This window comes from Proluteimonas luteida, from assembly GCF_021191695.1.
GTDB lineage: Bacteria > Pseudomonadota > Gammaproteobacteria > Xanthomonadales > Xanthomonadaceae > Luteimonas > Luteimonas luteida.
Window position 1 is genome coordinate 15,396 of sequence record NZ_JAIWPT010000028.1, and the last position, 20,243, is coordinate 35,638.

General features: G+C 70.6%; 17 protein-coding genes, 1 tRNA gene and 1 pseudogene. 6 read left to right on the top strand and 13 right to left on the bottom strand.

The genetic code is table 11. From position 1 onward, the window contains the following. Window positions 1-11: 11 nt before the first annotated feature. The 4 genes from LDO26_RS17295 (at window position 12) to rnfB (ending at window position 5,337) form a co-directional block, all read left to right on the top strand. Window positions 12-2,009 (top strand): alpha/beta hydrolase family protein, encoded by a 1,998-nt coding sequence (locus LDO26_RS17295; RefSeq protein ID WP_232132343.1) that lies wholly within the window; start codon window positions 12-14, stop codon window positions 2,007-2,009. A 213-nt stretch (window positions 2,010-2,222) separates the two neighbouring features. Beyond that, window positions 2,223-2,663, top strand: a complete 441-nt coding sequence (locus LDO26_RS17300) for a DUF2147 domain-containing protein (RefSeq protein ID WP_232132344.1) — start codon at window positions 2,223-2,225, stop codon at window positions 2,661-2,663. A 162-nt stretch (window positions 2,664-2,825) separates the two neighbouring features. Then, window positions 2,826-4,883, top strand: a complete 2,058-nt coding sequence (gene metG, locus LDO26_RS17305; RefSeq protein WP_232132345.1) for a methionine--tRNA ligase — start codon at window positions 2,826-2,828, stop codon at window positions 4,881-4,883. Between the two features lie 31 nt (window positions 4,884-4,914). Then, complete coding sequence (rnfB, locus tag LDO26_RS17310) at window positions 4,915-5,337, top strand: Rnf electron transport complex subunit RnfB (protein WP_232132346.1); 423 nt, start codon at window positions 4,915-4,917, stop codon at window positions 5,335-5,337. A 2-nt stretch (window positions 5,338-5,339) separates the two neighbouring features. Here the strand turns inward: rnfB and LDO26_RS17315 are convergent, their stop codons facing one another. The 6 genes from LDO26_RS17315 to LDO26_RS17340 form a co-directional block, all read right to left on the bottom strand. Next, window positions 5,340-6,425, bottom strand: coding sequence for a TraB/GumN family protein (locus LDO26_RS17315; protein WP_232132347.1), 1,086 nt, complete (start codon window positions 6,423-6,425; stop codon window positions 5,340-5,342). A gap of 46 nt (window positions 6,426-6,471) precedes the next feature. After that, window positions 6,472-7,419: a DUF1684 domain-containing protein gene (locus LDO26_RS17320; protein ID WP_232132348.1), complete on the bottom strand. Its 948-nt coding sequence runs from the start codon at window positions 7,417-7,419 to the stop codon at window positions 6,472-6,474. A gap of 1 nt (window position 7,420) precedes the next feature. Further along, window positions 7,421-9,235 carry a DNA mismatch repair endonuclease MutL gene (gene mutL / locus LDO26_RS17325; RefSeq protein WP_232132349.1) on the bottom strand — a complete coding sequence of 605 codons (1,815 nt, stop codon included), beginning with the start codon at window positions 9,233-9,235 and terminating at the stop codon, window positions 7,421-7,423. Between the two features lie 107 nt (window positions 9,236-9,342). Next, complete coding sequence (locus LDO26_RS17330; RefSeq protein WP_435594119.1) at window positions 9,343-10,758, bottom strand: N-acetylmuramoyl-L-alanine amidase; 1,416 nt, start codon at window positions 10,756-10,758, stop codon at window positions 9,343-9,345. Between the two features lie 74 nt (window positions 10,759-10,832). After that, a complete protein-coding gene (gene tsaE, locus LDO26_RS17335; protein ID WP_232132350.1) occupies window positions 10,833-11,321 on the bottom strand; it encodes a tRNA (adenosine(37)-N6)-threonylcarbamoyltransferase complex ATPase subunit type 1 TsaE in 489 nt (162 codons plus the stop codon). Next, entirely contained in the window at window positions 11,318-12,838 is a 1,521-nt protein-coding gene (locus tag LDO26_RS17340) for an NAD(P)H-hydrate dehydratase (protein ID WP_232132351.1), read from the bottom strand. Before LDO26_RS17340 ends, tsaE begins: the two co-directional genes overlap by 4 nt. Before the next feature lie 26 nt (window positions 12,839-12,864). On the opposite strand from LDO26_RS17340, the gene queG reads away from it, so the two are divergent. Further along, a complete protein-coding gene (gene queG / locus LDO26_RS17345) occupies window positions 12,865-13,947 on the top strand; it encodes a tRNA epoxyqueuosine(34) reductase QueG (RefSeq protein ID WP_232132352.1) in 1,083 nt (360 codons plus the stop codon). 50 nt (window positions 13,948-13,997) lie between these two features. Here the strand turns inward: queG and pgi are convergent, their stop codons facing one another. From pgi to pcnB, 7 genes and pseudogenes are all read right to left on the bottom strand, one after another. Beyond that, window positions 13,998-15,524, bottom strand: a complete 1,527-nt coding sequence (gene pgi / locus LDO26_RS17350) for a glucose-6-phosphate isomerase (protein WP_232132353.1) — start codon at window positions 15,522-15,524, stop codon at window positions 13,998-14,000. Further along, window positions 15,524-15,904 carry an aspartate 1-decarboxylase gene (gene panD / locus LDO26_RS17355; RefSeq protein WP_232132354.1) on the bottom strand — a complete coding sequence of 127 codons (381 nt, stop codon included), beginning with the start codon at window positions 15,902-15,904 and terminating at the stop codon, window positions 15,524-15,526. Before panD ends, pgi begins: the two co-directional genes overlap by 1 nt. A 114-nt stretch (window positions 15,905-16,018) precedes the next feature. Next, complete coding sequence (gene panC / locus LDO26_RS17360; protein ID WP_232132355.1) at window positions 16,019-16,888, bottom strand: pantoate--beta-alanine ligase; 870 nt, start codon at window positions 16,886-16,888, stop codon at window positions 16,019-16,021. 55 nt (window positions 16,889-16,943) lie between these two features. Next, window positions 16,944-17,327 carry a GFA family protein gene (locus LDO26_RS17365; RefSeq protein ID WP_232132356.1) on the bottom strand — a complete coding sequence of 128 codons (384 nt, stop codon included), beginning with the start codon at window positions 17,325-17,327 and terminating at the stop codon, window positions 16,944-16,946. A 6-nt stretch (window positions 17,328-17,333) separates the two neighbouring features. Then, on the bottom strand, window positions 17,334-18,152 hold the full coding sequence (panB, locus tag LDO26_RS17370) for a 3-methyl-2-oxobutanoate hydroxymethyltransferase (RefSeq protein ID WP_232132357.1): 819 nt from the start codon (window positions 18,150-18,152) through the stop codon (window positions 17,334-17,336). Window positions 18,153-18,156: 4 nt separating this feature from the next. After that, window positions 18,157-18,648 carry a 2-amino-4-hydroxy-6-hydroxymethyldihydropteridine diphosphokinase gene (gene folK, locus LDO26_RS17375; protein WP_232132358.1) on the bottom strand — a complete coding sequence of 164 codons (492 nt, stop codon included), beginning with the start codon at window positions 18,646-18,648 and terminating at the stop codon, window positions 18,157-18,159. Window positions 18,649-18,681: 33 nt separating this feature from the next. Then, a pseudogene (pcnB, locus tag LDO26_RS17380) lies at window positions 18,682-19,968 on the bottom strand (polynucleotide adenylyltransferase PcnB); the annotation flags it as partial. 163 nt (window positions 19,969-20,131) lie between these two features. On the opposite strand from pcnB, the gene LDO26_RS17385 reads away from it, so the two are divergent. Then, window positions 20,132-20,207: transfer RNA gene (locus LDO26_RS17385), tRNA-Glu, on the top strand. Window positions 20,208-20,243: the final 36 nt, after the last annotated feature.

Here is a 20,243-nt window from a genome sequence, read left to right on the forward strand (position 1 = left end):
AGGATTACTCCATGAAACAGACGGCCGTTGTTTTTCTCGCACTGGCGCTCGGTACATTCTCGATCCACGCCGTCGCCGCGACGCCGCCCCCGATCGAGGACTTCGTCAGGCACCCCACGTACAGCAATGCCAAGATTTCGCCCTCGGGCGAATATCTCGCAATCACCGTGGACCGCGGCGACCAGGACGTGCTGACGATCATGCGCACCAGCGACCTGCAGATCCTCAAGGTCAATCAGTTGCCGGACAAGAAGAGCGTCGGCAGCTTCGAGTGGATCAGCCCCGAACGCATCATGTTCAATGCGGTGCGCAAGATGGGCGGCTACGCGCAACCGTTCCAGACCGGCGAATGGTTTGCCGTCAACGCCGACGGCTCGCAGCCCGTCCCGGTCATCTTCCGCGGGACCCTGGACGCGACACGTCGCAGCCAGACCGTCGGAAACGAGAGCTTCTCGCTGCTCGATACATTGAAGGACGATGCCCGCAGGGTCATCATGCAGTCCCGGCACCCGCGCTCCTCGGAAGGTGCCGGTACCGAAGTCGTGACGGTGGACACCGTCAGCGGTCGCCGCACGTCCATGGGGCGCGCGCCGAAGGAAAACTGCAGTGTTTCGCTCGATGCCGACAAGGCACCTCGGTTCGCGGTCTGCTCATCGAGCCGCAACGAGGAAGGCGAGTATGAAGAGCGTACGGAACTGTACCGCCGTGATGGCGGCAGGTGGACGCTGGTCAGCGCATCGCGGTCGGAGGGCAAGCACCTGTGGGTCATTCGCACGACGCCCGCGGGCACCGTCTATGCGCTGCAAAGCGATGACACCGCGCCGGAAGCCGTCGGCACCCTGAACACGGACACCGGCGAGTTCACCACGCTCTACCAGGACGAAGTAGCCGACATCTCCCGCTACATCTGGTCGTCGGACGAGAACACCTTGCTCGCCATCGTCACCGAGGCCGGCGCGCCGAAGGTCACGATGATCGACGAAACGCATCCGGAGGCGGAACTCTACGCTTCGCTGGCCGCGGCGTTCCCCGGCCAACTGGTCGATTTTTCCAGCCATACCGACGACGGCAGCCAGATCATCGTCTCGGTGTCGAGCGACAGCAATCCCGGCGAGCTCTACCTCTACGACGCGCAGACAGGCAAGGCACGTTTCCTGATGCAGGGCCGGCAGTGGCTCGACAAGGACCAGATGGCCTCGACCAGGCCATTCACGTTCAAGTCCCGAGACGGCAAGGACATCTACGGTTACCTGACCATTCCGAACGGGTCGGATGGCCGGAATCTGCCGATGATCGTCAACCCGCATGGCGGCCCCATCGGCCCGCGCGACCATTGGGGGTTCAACACCGAGTCGCAACTGCTCGCCAGTCGCGGCTATGCCGTCCTCAAGGTCAACTACCGTGGTTCCGGCGGCTATGGCAAGGCGTTCCAGGATGCCGGCCACCGCCAGTGGGCCGAGGGGATCCAGAACGACATCATCGATGCGACGAACTGGGCGATCGCGCAGGGACATGCGGATCCGGAGCGCATCTGCATCTATGGCGGCAGCTTCGGCGGCTATTCGGCACTGATGGCGCCGATCCGGGCACCGGGCCTGTTCAAGTGCACGTTCGGCTACGTCGGTGTCTACGACATCGACATGATGTTCAAGCGTGGCGACATCCCGCAGCGCGATTCCGGTCTTCGCTACCTGCGGCGTACCCATGGCACCAACGCGGCCGATTGGGCCCGCAGTTCGCCAGCCCGGCGCGCCGGTGAAGTGGGGATTCCGGTCTACCTGGCGGCAGGCGCACGTGACCAGCGGACGCCGCCGGAGCAGACCGAACTGATGAACCGGGCGCTGATCGCCGCCGGCAATCCTCCCGAAGGGATGATCATCCAGTCCGGCGAAATGCACGGGTTCTACGACGAGAAGGCCAATCTGAACCTGTATACGGAAATGCTGAAGTTCTTCTCCCGCCATATCGGCGGCAGCGTCGAAGTCGGCGAGCCAGCCGCCGCCAACTGATTGCGGTGCCGTGATGCCCTGCCCCCGCCGCGCCAGACGTGGCGGGGGCTTTTTCGTTGTCACGGCTTGCTGCCGCACCCGGTGATGGATGCAGGCCGAGCATGCGCTGAACGTGACGCCCGACTTGACGCCAACGCGATGCGGATCGGGTATATATCGCGCGACCCTTCCGGCACTCCGCCGGGAGGGACGGGCATTCCGAGGAGGGAATCCATGTTGAAGAAGAAATCGCGCCTGCTGCTGTTGCTGGCACTGCCGCTGGCCATGGTGTCGTTGTCGGCCGCGGCACAGTCGCCCGTCGGCCGCTGGAAGACCATTGACGACGAGACCGGCCGGGTGAAGTCGATCGTCGAGATCAGCCAGGCGGCCAACGGCAACCTCAGCGGCCGGGTGGTGCAGGTGCTGCAGTCCGACCGTGGGCCGAACCCGACCTGCGACAAGTGCAGCGGCGAGCGCAAGGACCAGCCGATCACCGGCATGACGATCCTGTGGGACCTCAGGCCGTCCGGCAGCGAGTGGTCCGGCGGCACGATCCTGGACCCGGCGAACGGCAAGACCTACCGGTCCAAGGCCAAACTGCTCGACGACAACCGGCTCGGGGTCTCGGGCTGCGTCGCGTTCATCTGCCGCGAACAGGTGTGGCAGCGTGAGTGATGCCGCCCGATCCGGTGCGGTGACGCGGGCCCGGCGATGCCGGGCCCTTTTCGTTGGGTGGGCTGCTTTCCCGCGATCCGATGCGGCGGAAACGGGCCGCGACGGCCAGGACCGCCAGCGCCGCATGCGATAATTTCCGGTCCTTCCCCCGCTCCCCCCGCCATGTCGCGCAAGCTGCTCGTCACCACCGCCCTGCCCTACGCCAACGGCCCGCTGCACCTCGGCCATCTGGTCGGCTACATCCAGGCCGACATCTGGGTGCGCGCGCGGCGCATGGCGGGCGACACGGTGCACTTCGTCTGCGCCGACGACACCCACGGCACGCCGATCATGCTGGCGGCCGAGAAGGCCGGCACCACGCCGGAAGCCTTCATCGCCGGCATCCAGGCTGGTCACGAACGCGATTTCGCCGGTTTCGGCGTCGCCTTCGACCATTACGATTCGACCAACTCCGACGTCAATCGCGAGACGGTCGAGGACATCTATGCGCGGCTCGTCGCCGGCGGCCACATCGCGCGCCGCGACGTCGCCCAGCTCTACGATCCGGTGCGGCAGATGTTCCTGCCCGACCGCTACGTCAAGGGCACCTGCCCCAGGTGCGGCACGCCTGACCAGTACGGCGACAACTGCGAGCACTGCGGCGCGACCTATGCGCCGAGCGAGCTGATCGATCCGGTCTCGGTGGTCAGCGGCGCGGCGCCGGAGATCCGCGAATCGGAACATTTCTTCTTCGAAGTCGGCCACTTCGAGGGCTTCCTGCGCGAATGGCTCGCCGGCGATGTCGCCAGCAGCGGCGTCAAGGCCAAGCTGCTGGAATGGCTGGACGGCGACGGCGGCCTGCGTGCCTGGGACATCTCGCGCGATGCGCCGTACTTCGGCTTCGAGATCCCAGGCCATCCCGGCAAGTTCTTCTACGTCTGGCTGGATGCGCCGATCGGCTACCTGAGCAGCTTCAAGGCGCTGTGCGCGCGCGATGGCATCGATTTCGACGCCTACCTCGGCACCGGCAGCGATGCCGAGCTGCACCACTTCATCGGCAAGGACATCGTCAACTTCCACGGCCTGTTCTGGCCGGCAATGCTGCACGGTGCCGGCATGCGCGCGCCGACGCGGCTGCACGTCAACGGCTACCTGATGGTCGACGGGGCGAAGATGTCGAAATCGCGCGGCACCTTCGTCATGGCCCGCACCTACCTGGACCAGGGCCTGCACCCGGAAGCGCTGCGCTACTACTTCGCGGCGAAATCCTCGGGTGGCGTCGACGACCTCGACCTCAACCTGGCCGACTTCGTCGCGCGGGTGAACGCGGATCTGGTCGGCAAGTTCGTCAACCTCGCCAGCCGCTGCGCCGGTTTCATCGGCAAGCGCTTCGACGGCCGCCTCGCCGCGGCACTGCCGGAGCCGGCGATGTACGCGCGCTTCATCGAGGCGCTGGCACCGGTCCGCGACGCCTATGCGCGCAACGATCCGGCCAGCGTGCTGCGCCAGGTCATGGCGCTGGCCGACGAGGCCAACCGCTACATCGACGAGCGCAAGCCGTGGGTGATCGCCAAGCAGGACGGCAGCGACGCCGAACTGCAGGCCGTGTGCACGCAGGGCCTGAACCTGTTCCGCGTGCTGGCAGGCGCCCTGCGCCCGGTGCTGCCCGGCATCGCCGATGCGGTCGATGCGTTCCTCGCCGCCCCGTCGCGCGCGTGGGCCGATCTCGACACACCGCTGCTCGACCATGCGATCGCCCCGTACACCGCGCTGTTCACCCGCATCGACCCGAAGCAGATCGACGCCATGACCGAAGCCAGCAAGGACACCATGACCGCAACGCCCGCCCCCGGAAAAGCCGCCGCCGCGCCGCCTGCTGCAGCGCAGACGCCCGCGGAGACCGATGCCGCCACGGTGTCGATCGACGACTTCGCCAGGCTCGACCTGCGCATCGGCAGGGTCGTGGCCTGCGAGGCCGTCGAGGGCTCGGACAAGCTGCTGCGCTTCGAACTCGACGCCGGCGCGCTGGGCAGGCGCCAGATCTTCTCCGGCATCCGCGCCAGCTATGCCGACCCCGGCGCGCTGGTCGGCCGCAACGTGGTGTTCATCGCCAACCTGGCGCCGCGCAAGATGCGCTTCGGCATCAGCGAGGGCATGATCCTGTCGGCCGGTTTCGACGGCGGTGCACTCGCGCTGCTCGATGCCGACGATGGCGCCGCTCCGGGCATGCCGGTCCGCTGACACGCGCCGGCACGCGCGCCGCCTGCCCGCCATGCCCACCCCCCTGCCCGCGCTCGTCGAACGCCTCGACCGGCTGCTGCCGCAGACGCAGTGCGGCCAGTGCGGCTACGCCGGTTGCCGCCCGTACGCGGAAGCGATGGCCGCGGGCCTGGCCGGCATCGACCATTGCCCGCCGGGTGGCGACGCGGGCGCCCGCGCCCTTGCCCGCGTGCTCGACGTCCCGGCGCGTCCCTACGATCGCAGCCGCGGCACCCAGACGATGGCGCAGGTTGCGGTCATCGTCGAGGCCGACTGCATCGGCTGTACCAAGTGCATCCAGGCCTGTCCGGTCGACGCGATCGTCGGCGGATCGAAGCTGATGCACACCGTCGTCGCGCCGCTTTGCACCGGCTGCGAACTGTGCGTGCCGGCCTGCCCGGTCGACTGCATCGTGCTGCAGCCAGCCCGGAACTGAACTCAGGGCGCGGCCGTCTCCGGCATGGACGGCTCCGGGACCAGGGCCGGTTCGACAACGGCCGGAAACGGAACCGTCGGATACTTCGCCGTCGCCGGTGCCGCGTCGCAGGCGGAACACACCCGCTCGACGGAATAGCCCTTCGCCGCAAGCTTGTCGACGACGCCGTCCTCGCCGAGCAGGTGCAGGGCGCCGACGACCACCAGGGTGTCGCCTGTCTCCTGCAGCATCTGCTCGAGCTTCGGCAGCCACGCGTCGTTGCGTTCGGTGTTGATGCGGGCATACAGCGCCGGGAACCGGGCGCGCATGTCCACCGCCATCTCGTTCCACAGCGTGTCGGCGTCGCCGTTGCGCCACGCGCCGTGCAGCAGTTCGATCTGGGCCTGCCCGTCCTCGGTCTGCGCCAGCGCTTCCTGCAGCATCTGCACCTGCTCGAGACGGTCCATGCCGTCGAAGAAGGCGATCTGCTGCTGCGCGGTTTCCAGGCCCGAGGTCGGCTTGCCCGCTTCGGTCGCCTGCCGGCCGAGGTTCGTGTCCAGGCCAAGCGCGGGATCGAGGCCGTAGCGCCCCAGCTCGGTCGTGGTCAGGATCAGCGATGCGAACCACGGCTCGAACATCTGCAGGGTCTGCGCGCTCATGCCCATCGCCTGCAGGGTCGGCAGGTTGGACTGCACCCAGGCGCCAAGTGCGGCGACGGTGCCGGCCGGCAGTTCATCGTCGAGCCGCGAGCCGTCACTGCGCAATCCGGCCTGCATCATCTGCGTGGCCAGCATCGGCGAAGCCATCTCGTCGGGCGCGAGCTCGAACACCACGTCGTCCACGCGCGCGAGCGCCTGGTCGACGTCGCCGGACAGGGGATAGTCGCTCGGCTTGAGGAAATGGAACGAGCCGAGCAGGAACAGCGTGCCGTGCTCGCCACGCACCTGCCACAGCAGCGGCACGGGCGGCGCCTGCGTGGCCGGAACGTCGGCGATCGCCAGCGGGTCGGCCGCGGCGGGGGTTCGCTCCGCCTGGACCAGGCCCGCGATGAGCAGGCCCGCGGCGATCAGCGGAGCCAGGAGGACACTGCGGGGCGAAGCGAAGCGCATGGAAAGATCCCTGTCTGCGGGCCGGGCGGTGCCCGGCGAAAAAACGTCAAAGCACCGGCTTGGCGTAGGCCTTCTCGCCGGCCGTGATCGCCAGGTCGAGACGGTTCTCCTGCGGCGGCAACGGGCAGGTGGCGAACGGAGTGAAGGCGCACGGCGGGTTGTAGGCGCGGTTGAAGTCGAGCACGACGTGCCCATCCGCGTCCGGCGCCGCGGTATCGAGATAGCGGCCGGCGCCGTAGCTGCCATGCCCGCTGGTCCGGTCGGCGAGGATCAGGAACAGGCCGCCCGCCTCGCCCTCGACGGCCTGCAGCGTGTAGGACGCACCGTCGCGTTCGAAGGTGACCGCGCCCGGGCAGGGCATCCGGTTGATGGTGCCGATGATGTCGGCGATCTCGATCGTGGTACCGGGCGCCGCTGGCGTGAAGCGGGCATCGATGCGCCAGTCGCGGTCGATGGGCCAGTAGTCGAGTCCCGCGAAACCGGTGCGCGTGGGCGCGTCGGCATGGCGTACCCGCAGCGCCTTGCGGTTGCCGCGTTCGATGACGCTCAGCTGGCCCTTGCCGTCGTCGAAGCCGATCGTGCCCGGGGTTTCGTCGCGGTCGGTCCGCACGCGCGCGCGGCCGCGCAGCGGCGCGCCATCGAGCGTCAACGCCGCGCCACGCTCGGGCGTGAAGAACAGCGCGTCGCCCTGCTGTTGCAGCAGGCCGAGCTTGCCGGGCCCCATCGCGATGCGCAGGCCGCTGGTCGCATCGCTGCCGACGTAGTGCGCCTTGAGTTCCAGCCAGTGCAGGCCGATCAGGCTGGTCCAGCCGTCGGGCGCGGTCAGCCGTTCCTCGCGCTGCCGCTGCCAGGACCGGGTCTCGTCGACGAAAGCCTGGTCCAGGCGCGCGGTCTCGGCGGCCGTGGCCGGATCGGCGCTGGCATCGCCGCCCGCGCAGCCCGTGAACAGCAGCGCGGCGGCCAGGGCCGGAAGGATCAGACGCATACGGCTCATCTCAACGTCCTCGCAGGAACCAGCGGTCGATGTCCGCCAGCGGGAAATGCGCCCAGGTCGGGCGGCCATGGTTGCATTGGCCGGAGCGCTCGGTCGCCTCCATCTGCCGCAGCAGGGCGTTCATCTCGGGCAGCGTCAGCCGCCGGTTGGCGCGGACCGCGCCGTGGCAAGCCATCGTCGACAGCAGTTCGTCGCGCGCCTCGCGCACGCGGCGGCTCTCGCCGTGCTCGCGCAGGTCGGCCAGCACGTCGCGCAGCAGCGCCTCGCTGTCGCCGTGGGCGAGCAGCGCCGGCACGCTGCGCAGCAGCAACGACCGCGGTCCGCTGCGCGAGACCTCGAATCCGAGCTGCGCCAGGGTGTCGGTCTCGGCCTCGGCGACATCGGCTTCGCGCTCGGATACGGCGACCGTCTGCGGCACCAGCAACGGCTGCGTGCGCAGGCCTTCACCGTCGTGCGCGGCCTTGAGCTTCTCGTAGCCGATGCGCTCGTGCGCGGCATGCATGTCGACGACGATCATGCCGTCGGCGGCCTCGCTGAGGATGTAGATGCCGTGCAGTTGCGCCACCGCATAGCCGAGTGGCGGAATCGTCGCCTCGTCCTGCGCCGGCGGCACCGGCATCCCGCGATCGGCGATGCCCGCAGCCGCCGACACGGACGCACCCGCCGCACTGCCGCCGCCATAGAGGCTCGCATAGGCCGCGCGCGCCTCGTCGACGCGCAGCGCGAGATTGGACTGCGGCATCGGCCGCGACCACGGCGAAGGCTGGGCCGGCGCGCCCGCCTGCGACTGCAGCGCCGCGTCGATGCCCGATGCCACGCCCGCCCGCGTCTCCGACAGGGCCGCGTGCAGGGTGCGGTAGACGAAGTCGTGGATCAGCCGCGCGTCGCGGAAGCGCACCTCGTGCTTGGCCGGATGCACGTTGACGTCGACGCGGGTGGGATCGAGCGAGAGGAACAGCACGTATGCCGGCTGGCGGCCGTGGAACAGCACGTCGGCATAGGCCTGGCGCACCGCGTGCGCCACGCTGCGGTCGCGGATCGACCGGCCGTTGACGTACAGATACTGCTGGTCGGCGCTCGCCCGCGAATAGGTCGGCCTGGCGATCCAGCCCTGCAGCTGCAGTCCCGCGGCGGCATGGTCGACGGGCAACGCGGCATCGGCGAAATCCTGGCCGAGCGTCTCGCCCAGGCGCGCACCGGAAAACAGCTCCTCCTCGCCCTTGTAGCGGCGCGACGGCTTGCCGTTGTGGCTCACGCGCAGTTCGACGTCCGGGCGCACCAGCGCCAGTGCGCGCAGCCATTCCTCGATGTGGCCGAGCTCGGTGCGCTCGGCGCGCAGGAACTTGCGCCGTGCCGGCACGTTGTAGAACAGGTCGCGGACCTCGACGGTGGTGCCCTGCGGATGCGCGCTGGGGGCCACGGCGCCGACGTTGCCGCCATCGACCTGCAGCGACATCGCATGGGCGTCGTCGCTGCGGCGCGAGGTCAGGGTGAAGCGGCTGACCGACGCGATCGACGGCAGCGCCTCGCCGCGGAACCCCAGCGTCGCCACCGCCTCGAGGTCGTCGAGCGAACCGATCTTGCTGGTCGCATGCCGCGACACCGCCAGCGGCAGCTCGTCGGCAGGAATGCCGCCGCCGTCGTCGCGGATCCGGATCAGGCGCACGCCGCCTTCCTCGAGGTCGATGTCGATGCGGCGCGCACCGGCGTCGAGCGCGTTCTCGACCAGTTCCTTGACGACGGACGCGGGCCGCTCGACGACTTCGCCGGCGGCGATCTGGTTGATCAGGGTATCGGGGAGTTGGCGGATCGGCACGGGGCTCGCGGCGCGGGACGCGCTGCCTGGAAATCAGTGCCGATGATAGCGGTTGCGTCGCCGCCGCGTGATGCGACCCACCGACCGGCGGGCCGGATGCGGTCGTTTCAGGGGCTGCCGCCGCTCGCTGCCGCCGCGGCCGCGCGCGCGGCGTACAGCGTGCCCGGCGGAGGCTGGTTGGTGAAGAAGGCATTGATGCCGTCGAGCACCGCGGTCGCGACCCGACGCTGGTGCGCGGGATCGAGCAGCCGCCGTTCCTCGTCGGGATTGGAGATGAAGCCGGTCTCGACCAGCATCGCCGGCATGTCGGCATTGCGCAGCACGGCGAAGTTCGCGTACTCGACGTTCGCCTTGTGAGTCTTGCCGAGATTGCGCAGCCCCGACAACACATGCTCGGCCGCGTCCTGCGAGGCCTTCATGTGGCCGCTCTGGGCCAGGTCCAGCAGCACCGACGACAGCGTGTCCTTCTCCAGCCGCACGCCGCCGACCAGGTCGGCGGTGTTCTCGCGGTCCGCCAGCCAGCGCGCCTGCTGCGACGAGGCGCCGCGCAGCGACAGGGTGTAGACCGACGAGCCGTAGGCGGCGCGGTTGAGCGCGGCGTCGGCGTGGATCGACACGAACATGTCCGCCCGCGCCTCGCGCGCGCGGCGGGCGCGCTGCGGCAGTTCGACATAGACGTCGCGGTCGCGGACCAAGTGCGCGCGCATGCCGGGCGTGGCGTTGATCTGGCGCGCCAGTTCGCGCGCGATCGACAGCACGACGTGCTTCTCGTAGGTCCCGCCCGGGCCGATCGCGCCCGGATCCTGGCCGCCGTGGCCGGCATCGATGGCGATGACCAGCGGGCGCATGCCCGGACCGGGGCGCAACGCCGGAGGCGTCGGTGCGGGGGTCGGTGCGGACGCGGCCGCGACCGGCGCGTCCACGGCCGGTGCAGGCGACGGCGTGGGGGTCGGCGCAGCGTCGGCGGCACTTGCGGGCGGGGTGGCCGCCTGCATCGAGGAAATCAGCCGGGAGGTGGCGTCGTTGGACGCGACCGCGGGATCGGCCACCGGGGCCGCCGTGGCCGGATCGGCGGCAGTGCCTGCCGATGCGGCCTGGGCGATCCGCGCGATCGGGTCGCCATCGCCGGGCCATTCGATGACCAGACGCGCGCCGTCGGGGCCGTCCTCGATCCAGGGTTGTGGCGCGACGACGCCGCTGGCGAGATCGAACACGATGCGGGTCGTGCCCGGCACCGGCTGGCCGCTGCGCACCGCCTGGACGACGCCCTTGCCACCCGGCAGGGTGACGCCGCCGCGCAGACGCGTGCCCGGCAGGTCGACGACCAGGCGATGGGGATCGGCAAGGGAGATGACCGAAAACTCGGCCCTGGCATCGAGCTTGAGTTCGGCACGGGTGCCGGTGGGACCGGTCCCGAGGTCGACGCCGCGCAGTTCCGCTCCGTAGGCGAGATTCCAGCACAGTGCCGCCACCAGCGCGATCGCCAGCATGGCCTGAGACAGGTTGATCCCCCGGATTCGCATGGCGTTAGTCAAGCACCAAGCTTTTGACAATGCAAGCGATATATCGTTGTAAATCCGGTACCTGCAGATGCTTCCTACGGGTTCGGTTCAGGAAAGGGACGCAAGCTTCCGGATGCCGCGAGGGCCTGCAGCCATGTCTCGCCCGCCGCGCTCGCGGGCAGCAGCCGCACCTGGCGGCCGTTGTCCGCCAGGGCCAGCTCGACCCGCAGGTCGGCCGCCGGCAGGGCCCGGGCGCCGCGATCGGGCCATTCGACCAGCCACAGCGCCGCATCCGCGTCGTCGAGGCCGAGGAATTCCAGCTCGCCGGCATCGCCGATGCGGTAGAGGTCCAGGTGCAGCGCCTCCCGGCCGCCGGGCAGCGGATAGCGCTCCACCAGGGTGTAGGTCGGGCTGCGCACGGTGCCGGTGATGCCGAGCGCGCGCAGCCAGCCCCTGGCCAGGGTCGACTTGCCGGCGCCGAGATCGCCGTGCAGGTGCACCACCGCCGTTGCCGGCTGGGTCGCCGCCAGTGCCCCGGCCAGTGCCCGGGTCGCGGCCTCGTCGGCAAGGAATCGCGCTATCACCCGCCCTGCCCCGGGTTCGCCAGCGGCCGCAGCGCGGCGATCAGGTCGCTGGGCAGCAGCCCGCGCTCGCCGCCGTCGCGGGCGGCGGTGTCGCCGGCGACACCGTGCAGCAACGCACCGCAGACCGCCGCCGCCTCGCTGTCCAGCCCCTGCGCCCGCAGCGCGGCGATGCAGCCGGTCAGCGCGTCGCCCATGCCGCCGACCGCCATGCCGGGATTGCCGGCCGCGACCAGCCACGGCACGCCGCCGGGCACGCAGACCAGGGTGCCCGCGCCCTTCAGCACCGCGGTGCAGCCGAAGCGCGCCGCCAGTGCGCGGACCGCGGCGGGGCGGTCGCGCTGGACGTCGGCGCTGGTCGTGCCGAGCAGGCGCGCGGCCTCGCCCGGATGCGGGGTCAGCACGGTCCGCGCCGCCAGCGGCGTCGCCGACGCCGCCAGCAGGTTCAACGCGTCGGCATCCATCACCAGCGGCGCACCCGAGCCCAGCACCTCGTCGTAGAGACCGTGCCCCCACGCACCCTGGCCGAGGCCGGGGCCGATCGCGACCACGTCGACGCCCGCCAGCAACTGCGCCAGCGCGGACGCGCTGCCGACGTCGACCGCCATCGCCTCGGGACAGCGCGCCAGCAGGGCGCCGACATGGGGTGCACGCGTGGCCACGGTGACCAGCCCGGCGCCGCTGCGCAGCGCGGCCGTGGCCGACAGCATCACCGATCCGCCCTTGCCGGCATCGCCACCGACGATCAGCACCCGGCCGGACGTGCCCTTGTGCGCATTGCGCGCGCGCGGCCGCAGCCAGTGCCCGAGATCCGCAGCCGAGACACACCGGGCGGCGACCGGGACATCCGCATACAGCGACGCCGGCACCTCCAGCGTCGCCAGCGCGAGCGCGCCGGCATGGTCGCCGCCATCGCCGGTCTGCAGGCCCACGTGCGCACCGAGGAACTGCACGGTGCGCGTGGCATGCACCGCGACGCCCGGCGCGCTGCCGCGGTCGGCATCGAAGCCGCTGGGCACGTCGAGGGCCAGCACCGGCACGGGCGCGGCATTGATCGCTTCGACCAGCGCGGCCGCCTCCCCGTCCAGCGCGCGCGACAGGCCGATGCCGAACAACGCATCGACGACCAGGTCGGCATCTGGAATGCCCGCGGCGATGACATCGACCCGCCCCCCGGCCGCGACGAAGGCGTCGCAGGCCCGCCGCGCGATCGGCGTCGCGGGCGCATGCGCATCCAGCCGGCACACGCGCACGTCGCGTCCGGCGGCCTGCATGTGGCCGGCCAGCACGTAGCCGTCGCCGCCGTTGTTGCCGGGACCGCAGACCACGACGATGCGCCGCGCGTCCGGCCAGTGCGCCAGGACGACGTGCCAGGCCGCGAGCCCGGCACGGGCCATCAGTTCGCCGGCATCGCCGCCCGTCTGCGCGATCGCCGCCGACTCCAGCGCGCGCAGCGCGGCGGTGTCGTACAGCGGCGTGCCGGGAACGCCGGGCGCATCCGGAGTGCGGGAAAGGCTCATCCGCCGAATTCTATACTTCCCGCGTCATGTTCCCGACCACGCCTCCCGCCCCGACAACCGCCAGCGCGCCCGCCGCGATCGCCGCACGCGTCAAGGCGATCGCCGGCGACATGGGCTTCCAGCGCTGCGGCATCGCCGGCATCGAGCTGGGCGAGGACGAGGCCCACCTGCGCGACTGGCTGGCGCAGGGACTGTACGGGACGATGGACTGGATGGCGCGCCACGGCGACCTGCGCGCACGCCCGGCGGAACTGCTGCCGGGCACCGTCCGGGTGATCTCGGTCGGCCTCGACTACGGCCGCAACGACGACGACAGCGCATGGCGGACGCTGGCCGACGGCAGCCGCGCCTACGTCGCGCGCTACGCGCTGGGCCGCGACTACCACAAGCTGATGCGCAACCGCCTGCAGAAACTCGCGCAGCGCATCGCCGCCGAGATCGGGCCATTCGGCCATCGCGTGTTCGTGGATTCCGCGCCGGTGCTCGAACGCGCGCTGGCGCGCAACGCCGGCCTGGGCTGGATCGGCAAGCACACCTGCCTGATCGACCGGAACGGCGGCTCGTGGTTCTTCCTCGGCGAGATCTACGTCGACGTGCCGCTGCCGGTCGACCCGCCGGCGACCGCGCACTGCGGCAGCTGCGTGCGCTGCATCGAGGTCTGCCCGACGCGCGCGATCACCGCCCCGCACCGGCTCGACGCGCGCCGCTGCATCGCCTACCTGACGATCGAGCACGACGGCGCGATCGACGCATCGCTGCGTCCGCTGATCGGCAACCGCATTTTCGGCTGCGACGACTGCCAGCTCGTCTGTCCGTGGAACAAGTTCGCCAAGCGCACCGACGAACCCGACTTCCGCGCGCGCAACGGTCTCGACACCGCCACCCTGGCCGAACTGTTCGCCTGGGACGAGGACGAATTCCTGCAGCGCACCGAAGGCTCGCCGATCCGCCGCAGCGGCCACCGCCGCTGGCTGCGCAACCTCGCGATCGCGCTCGGCAACGCGCCGGGCACGCCGGAGAACCTCGCGGCGTTGCGTTCGCGCAGGAATTCGGGCGATGCCCTGATCGACGAGCACGTCGACTGGGCGCTGCGGCGCCATGCCGCGTAGGCCGGGTCCCGACCTGCCGTCGAGCCGGCCGGACGCCACAGACCGAAGCGTCAGCTGCGGCGCGCGCGGATCTCGTCCAGCAACGCGCGGGTGACGGGGTCGGCCACGGCCACGTCGTCGCCCCGCACCGCCGGCAGCAGTTCGCCCGCGATGCGCTTGCCGAGTTCGACGCCCCACTGGTCGAAGGCGTTGATGCCCCACAGCACCGACTGTGCATAGACGCTGTGCTCGTACAGCGCGACCAGCGCGCCGAACGAACCCGGCGTCAGCCGGTCGAGCAGCAGCAGCGTCGACGGCCGGTTGCCCGGATACGACTTCTGCGGGTCTTCGGCGGAAAACCCGTTCGCCAGCGCCTCGGTCTGCGCCAGCAGGTTCGACAGCAGCGCGGCGTGGTTCTCCGCGTAGGGATTGTCGGGCGTCACCACGCCGATGAAATCGGCGGGCACGGTCTGCGTGCCCTGGTGCAGCGCCTGGAAGAAGCTGTGCTGGGAGTTGGTGCCCGGCCCGCCCCACAGCACCGGCACGGTGTCGACGCCGGCCGGCGCGCCCTCGGGCGTCACCGACTTGCCGAGACTTTCCATCACCAGTTGCTGCAGATAGGCCGGCAACAGCGCCAGACGCTCGTCGTACGGCAGCACGGCGTGCGTGGCGAGGCCGAGCGCGTTGCGGTTCCACACGCCCGACAGCGCATGCAGCACCGGCAGGTTGGCGGCCAGCGGCGCGTCGAGCACGTGCGCATCCATGTCGGCGGCGCCGGCCAGCAGCGCCTCGAACCCGTCCATGCCGATCGCCAGCGCGATCGAGAACCCGACCGACGACCACAGCGAGTAGCGGCCGCCGACCCAGTCCCACATCGGCAGCACGCGCCCGGGCGCGACGCCGAACGCCTCGGCCCTGGGCACGTTGGCGCTGACCGCATAGAGCCGCTCGCCACCACCGAGCCAGTCCCTGACGATCGCGCCGTTGAGCAGCGTTTCCTGGGTGCCGAAGGTCTTGGACACGAGGATCGCCGCGGTGCGCGCCGGGTCCAGGCCCTTGAGGATGTACTGCGCGTCGCTGCCATCGACATTGGTCAGGAAATGCACGCGGAAGCGGCCGGTGCCGAAGTCCTTCAGCGCATCGACGACGAGGCGCGGACCGAGGTCGGAGCCGCCGATGCCGACGTTGACGATGTCGGTGACATCGGACGCCTCGAGCGCGGCGACCAGCGCGGCCATGCGCGTGCGCGCCTCGAGCGCCTGCGCGTGCGCGTCGCGGGCGACGGCGGCGGTCGACAACGCCGAACGCAGCGCGACATGCAGCGCGGGACGCTGCTCGGAAGTATTGACGGTCTGCCCGTCGAACAGTGCGCGGAAGGCCTGCGGCAGTTGCGCATCTCGTGCCAGTTGCAGCAGCGCATCGCGCGCCGCATCGTCGTAGCGCTGGCGGGCGAAGCTGGCGTACAGGCCGCCGACCCGCAGCGCATAGCCGTGCGGACGCGCGCCGTCGGCCGCGACGAGGTCGGCGATGCGGCGCGTGGACAGGCGTCGCGCATGCGGCGCCAGCGTGGATTCGAACCGCTGCGCCGCCGCCGACATCAGGCCGCCTGCGCCGGGATGGTGTCGTTGGTGTGGGTCATCCGGTTCTGCCGGTCGACGTAGACCAGCTTCGGCTTGAACCCCACGGCTTCGGCCTCGTCGAGTCCACCGTAGGCGCAGATGATCACCAGATCGCCGACATCGGCCTGGTGCGCGGCGGCGCCGTTGACCGAGATGATGCCGCTGCCCTCGTCGGCGCGGATCGCGTAGGTTGCGAAGCGCTTGCCGTTGTTGATGTTGTAGATCTCGATCCGCTCGTATTCCCGGATGCCGGACATGTCGAGCAGGCGGCCGTCGATCGCGCACGACCCTTCGTAATGCAGTTCGGCGTGGGTCACGGACGCACGGTGGATCTTGGCTTTGAGCAGGGTCAGTTGCATGGCGGGAGCGGCCGGATCTCGGCGGTCTGGGCGGGAGGGGTCCCGCAGGAGTCGAAAAGTATAGGGTCGATCTTCCGCATCGCAACATGCGCCCCGGCCGCATCGGGCGGGGATTCAGTGTTGCACGGGCACTCCGGCCAGGCTGAATTCGAGGTTGTCGATCAGCCGCGTGGCGCCCAGCCGCGCGGCGACCAGGGCCACGCCGGCATGGTCCCGGCCGGGCACGAACGTCGCGAGCGTCGGCGCGCGCACCACCGCGTAGTCGACGTCGAATCCGGCCGTCCGCAGGCGCGCCGCCGCCGCCTGTTCCACGGCGTCGACGTCGCCACCGCCGCGCAGTTCGTCGCCCATCGCCTGCAACGTGCGATACAGCGCCGGCGCGATTGCGCGCTGCGCGGCGTCGAGATACTGGTTGCGCGAACTCAGCGCGAGGCCATCGGGCGCACGCGCGATCGCCACCGGCAACAATTCCACCGGGAACGCGAGATCGGCGACCAGATGGGCGATCACCGTCAGTTGCTGGTAGTCCTTGCGGCCGAACGCGGCGACGTCGGGCTGGACCTGATTGAACAGGCGCGAGACGACGGTCGCCACGCCGTCGAAGTGCCCGGGGCGATGCGCACCGTCGAGCACCTCGGTGATGCCGGGCACGCGCACGGTGACGGCGTTCGCCAGGCCCAGCGGATACATCGTCTCCACCGACGGCATCCACAGCAGGTCGCAGCCCGCGGCCTCGAGTCCGGCCGCATCCGCTTCCGGCGTGCGCGGATAGCGCGCGTAGTCCTCGTTCGGGCCGAACTGCGTCGGATTGACGAACACGCTGGCGACGACCCGGTCGACGCGCGCGCGCAGCGCCTCGACCAGCGAGAAGTGGCCGGCATGCAGGTTGCCCATCGTCGGCACCAGGCCCACGCGCAGGCCTTCGCGCTTCCAGTGCGCGACGCGCGCGCGCAGCGGTTCGAGCTCCTGGACGATGTCGATCACGGCTGATCCTGCGGCACGGCGAAGCGGCGATTTTCGCAGATCCGTCGACGCCCGGTCAGCGCGCGTGTTGTGGCAGGCCATCGTCGATCACGTAGTAGTCGCCCTGCTCGGAGACGAAGATGTGCATGTGCAGGTGGGTGCCGGTCGGTGTATCGAAGGCCCCCATCGCCACCGCGATCTTCGCGCCGCCGACCGGTGCCCAGAACAAAGAAGCACCGCACCGACCGCAGAATCCGCGGCGCACGCGCTCCGAACTGGCGTACCAGCACAGCGCGGCCTGCGGGTCGTGGATCGTCAATGCCTCGACCGGCACGTCGGTCGAGGCGAACACGTGTCCGGATGACTTGCGGCAGGCGACGCAATGACAGGCATCCGGCGCCGCGAGTTCGGCCGCGACCTCGAATCGCACATCGCCACACAGGCAGCTGCCGCAGTGCATCGTCCGTTACCGGTAGGAGTGTTCTGGGCCGGGAAAGCTGCCGTCGCGCACGGCCTCGACGTAGGCGCGCACCGCGCCGTCGACCGAGCCGCCGGCGGCGAGGAAATCGCGTACGAACTTCGGCCGCCGGTGCCCGCTGTCGAGGCCGAGCAGGTCGTGCAGCACCAGCACCTGGCCGTCGCAACCGGGCCCGGCACCGATGCCGATCGTCGGCACCGGCGACGCGTCGGTGATGCCGGCCGCCAGCGACGCCGGCACGCCTTCGAGCACGATCAGCGCGGCGCCGGCCTCGGCCACCGCCAGCGCCTCGTCGCGCAGCGCCTGCGCGGCCGCGTCGCCGCGGCCCTGCACCTTGAAGCCGCCGAAGCGCAGCACCGACTGCGGCGTCAGGCCCAGGTGCGCGCACACCGGAATCTCGCGCTCGACCAGGAAGCGGATGACGTCGAGCTTGTTCGCGCCGCCGCCCTCGAGCTTGACCATGCCCGCGCCGGCCTGCAGTAGCCGCGTGGACGCATCGAGCGCGCGTCCGGGCGTCGCGTCGGCCTGGAACGGCAGGTCGGCGACGACCAGTGCGCGGCGCACCGCACGCGCGACGCAGGCGGTGTGGTAGGCGATGTCGTCGACGGTCACCGGCAGCGTCGAGCCGTGCCCCTGCACCACCATGCCCAGCGAATCGCCGACCAGCAGCAGGTCGACGCCGGCGTTGTCGAGCACGCGCGCGAACCCGGCATCGTAGGCGGTCAGCATCGCCAGCCTGCGGCCGGCATCGCGGGCTTCGAACAGCGCGGGCACGGTGACCGGCGCGGCAACGGATGGGGTCGTCATCGCGCTAGCGTACCGCTTCGATGCCGCCGCGATCCACGCCGGCCAGTGCATCCGCGGCCGGCCCGATGCCGGGAATCACCGCGTCGGGCGCGATTTCCAGCAACGGCACCAGCGCGAACGCGCGCTGGTGCAGATGCGGATGCGGCACGCACAGGCCCGCCTGCGCGACCCTCAGGTCGCCGTGCAGCAGCAGGTCGAGGTCCAGCGTGCGCGGCCCCCAGCGGTCGCCGGCATCGACCGCGCGGGTCCGGCCGAAACGCTGTTCGATCGCGAGCAGCGCGTCCAGCAGCGCGCGCGGTGCCAGCGGCGTGTCGAATCCCGCGACGGCATTGATGAAATCAGGCTGGTCGCGACGGCCCCAGGCCGGCGTGCGGTACAGCGACGACAGCACGAACCCCTGCGTGCCCGGCAGCCCGGCAAGCACCTGCGCGGCCGCGGGCAGCGTCGCCGCGGCATCGCCGAGGTTGCCGCCGAGACCGACGAACGCCCGCGCCATGGAAGACGCCTGCATGTGGCCGGCCGCGGCCGATCAGCTGCTGGCAACCGGACGCCGGCGACGCCGGCGCCGGCGCGGCGCGGCGCCCTCGCTGCCGTCGTCGTCGGCCGGGAACTGCGCGATCGCATGGTCCGGGTCGCTCTGGGCCTCGCTCCAGAACGCCACGTCCTCGGCATGCTCGTCCGACGCCGCCTCGCGCAGCACCAGGAAATCGAACGCGGCGCGGAAGCGCGGATGCGCCAGGGTCCGCGTGACCCGCTTGCGCTGGCGCTGCGGGAACCGCGCCTGCAGCAGCCAGATCTCCTGCATCGGCAGCGAGAACCGGCGCGGCAGCGCGATCGTCGACAGCTGGTGCACGGTCACCCGGTCGGCGGCGCGACGCTGCGCATCGATCAACTGCACGCCATCGGCGCGCAGCTTCATCAGCGTGCGGCAGTAGGCCGGCCACAGCAGCGTGGCGAACAGGAACGCCGGCGACACGGGTTCGTCGGCCGCCACCCGCGCATCGGTCGATGCCAGCCCGGCGATGACCATGTCGCGCAATGCCCCGCTGCGGTTGGCGGCCAGCGCGGCGGCCGATTCCGGGAACAGCGCCGGCAGCAGGCCATGCCGCTCCAGCCCCTCGAAACCGGCGACGGCATGGCCGGACAGGAACAGCTTCAGGCATTCCTCGAACAGCCGGGCGGGCGCGGCCTCGCCGAGCAGCGGGGCCAGCCTCGGGATCGGCTCAGCCGTGCCGGGCGCGATGCTGAAACCGAGCTTCGCCGCCAGGCGTATCGCCCGCAGCATGCGCACCGGGTCCTCGCGGTAGCGCGTCTCGGGATCGCCGATCAGGCGCAGCACCCGGTTCTGCACGTCCTCGAAACCGCCGGTGTAGTCGCGGACCGAGAAATCGGAAATCGCGTAGTACAGCGCGTTGGCGGTGAAGTCGCGGCGCACCGCGTCGTCCTCGATCGTGCCGTAGACGTTGTCGCGCAGCAGGCGGCCGCCGTCGTGGACCTCGCGGTCGCCGCTGCCGTCGTCGACGTTGGCGCGGAAGGTCGCGACCTCGATGATCTCGCGGCCGAACACCACGTGCGCCAGGCGGAACCGGCGGCCGATCAGGCGGCAGTTGCGGAACAGCGCCTTGACCTGCTCCGGCGTCGCGTCGGTGGCGACGTCGAAATCCTTGGGCGCCAGGCCCACCAGCAGGTCGCGGACGGCGCCGCCCACCAGATAGGCCTCATGGCCTGCCTCGTGCAGCCGGTAGAGCACGCGCAGCGCGCTCTGGCTGATCTGCTTGCGGGAGATCGAATGCTGGTCTCGCGGAATCGTCCGCAGCGCGGCGACCGGGAGGTTCGGATTGGGGGCGTGCATCAAGTGAAGATTTTTCCTGTCAGGCACCTGCTCCGGCGCCGATATCGTTGCTATACTAGCAAGCTGCACGCACCTGACGATGCCTGCAGCCGGTCGTCCAACCGGTGCCGCCCGCCGGCAACCCCCTGCTCCCTTCGTCTAGAGGCCTAGGACGTGGCCCTCTCAAGGCTAAAACACGGGTTCGAATCCCGTAGGGAGCGCCAATCATGAAAAAGGCCCGTGCCGCCAGGCGCGGGCCT

Excerpts from the sequence above, each read along its gene's own strand:
- LDO26_RS17365 (WP_232132356.1), bottom strand. The coding sequence starts at position 17,327 with ATGCACTGCGGCAGCTGCCTGTGTGGCGATGTGCGATTCGAGGTCGCG.
- queG (WP_232132352.1), top strand. The coding sequence starts at position 12,865 with ATGTTCCCGACCACGCCTCCCGCCCCGACAACCGCCAGCGCGCCCGCC.
- LDO26_RS17340 (WP_232132351.1), bottom strand. The coding sequence starts at position 12,838 with ATGAGCCTTTCCCGCACTCCGGATGCGCCCGGCGTTCCCGGCACGCCG.
- panD (WP_232132354.1), bottom strand. The coding sequence starts at position 15,904 with ATGCAACTGACCCTGCTCAAAGCCAAGATCCACCGTGCGTCCGTGACC.
- pgi (WP_232132353.1), bottom strand. The coding sequence starts at position 15,524 with ATGTCGGCGGCGGCGCAGCGGTTCGAATCCACGCTGGCGCCGCATGCG.
- folK (WP_232132358.1), bottom strand. The coding sequence starts at position 18,648 with ATGGCGCGGGCGTTCGTCGGTCTCGGCGGCAACCTCGGCGATGCCGCG.
- LDO26_RS17300 (WP_232132344.1), top strand. The coding sequence starts at position 2,223 with ATGTTGAAGAAGAAATCGCGCCTGCTGCTGTTGCTGGCACTGCCGCTG.
- LDO26_RS17315 (WP_232132347.1), bottom strand. The coding sequence starts at position 6,425 with ATGCGCTTCGCTTCGCCCCGCAGTGTCCTCCTGGCTCCGCTGATCGCC.
- rnfB (WP_232132346.1), top strand. The coding sequence starts at position 4,915 with ATGCCCACCCCCCTGCCCGCGCTCGTCGAACGCCTCGACCGGCTGCTG.
- LDO26_RS17330 (WP_435594119.1), bottom strand. The coding sequence starts at position 10,758 with ATGCGAATCCGGGGGATCAACCTGTCTCAGGCCATGCTGGCGATCGCG.
- LDO26_RS17320 (WP_232132348.1), bottom strand. The coding sequence starts at position 7,419 with ATGAGCCGTATGCGTCTGATCCTTCCGGCCCTGGCCGCCGCGCTGCTG.
- LDO26_RS17295 (WP_232132343.1), top strand. The coding sequence starts at position 12 with ATGAAACAGACGGCCGTTGTTTTTCTCGCACTGGCGCTCGGTACATTC.
- metG (WP_232132345.1), top strand. The coding sequence starts at position 2,826 with ATGTCGCGCAAGCTGCTCGTCACCACCGCCCTGCCCTACGCCAACGGC.
- panB (WP_232132357.1), bottom strand. The coding sequence starts at position 18,152 with ATGACGACCCCATCCGTTGCCGCGCCGGTCACCGTGCCCGCGCTGTTC.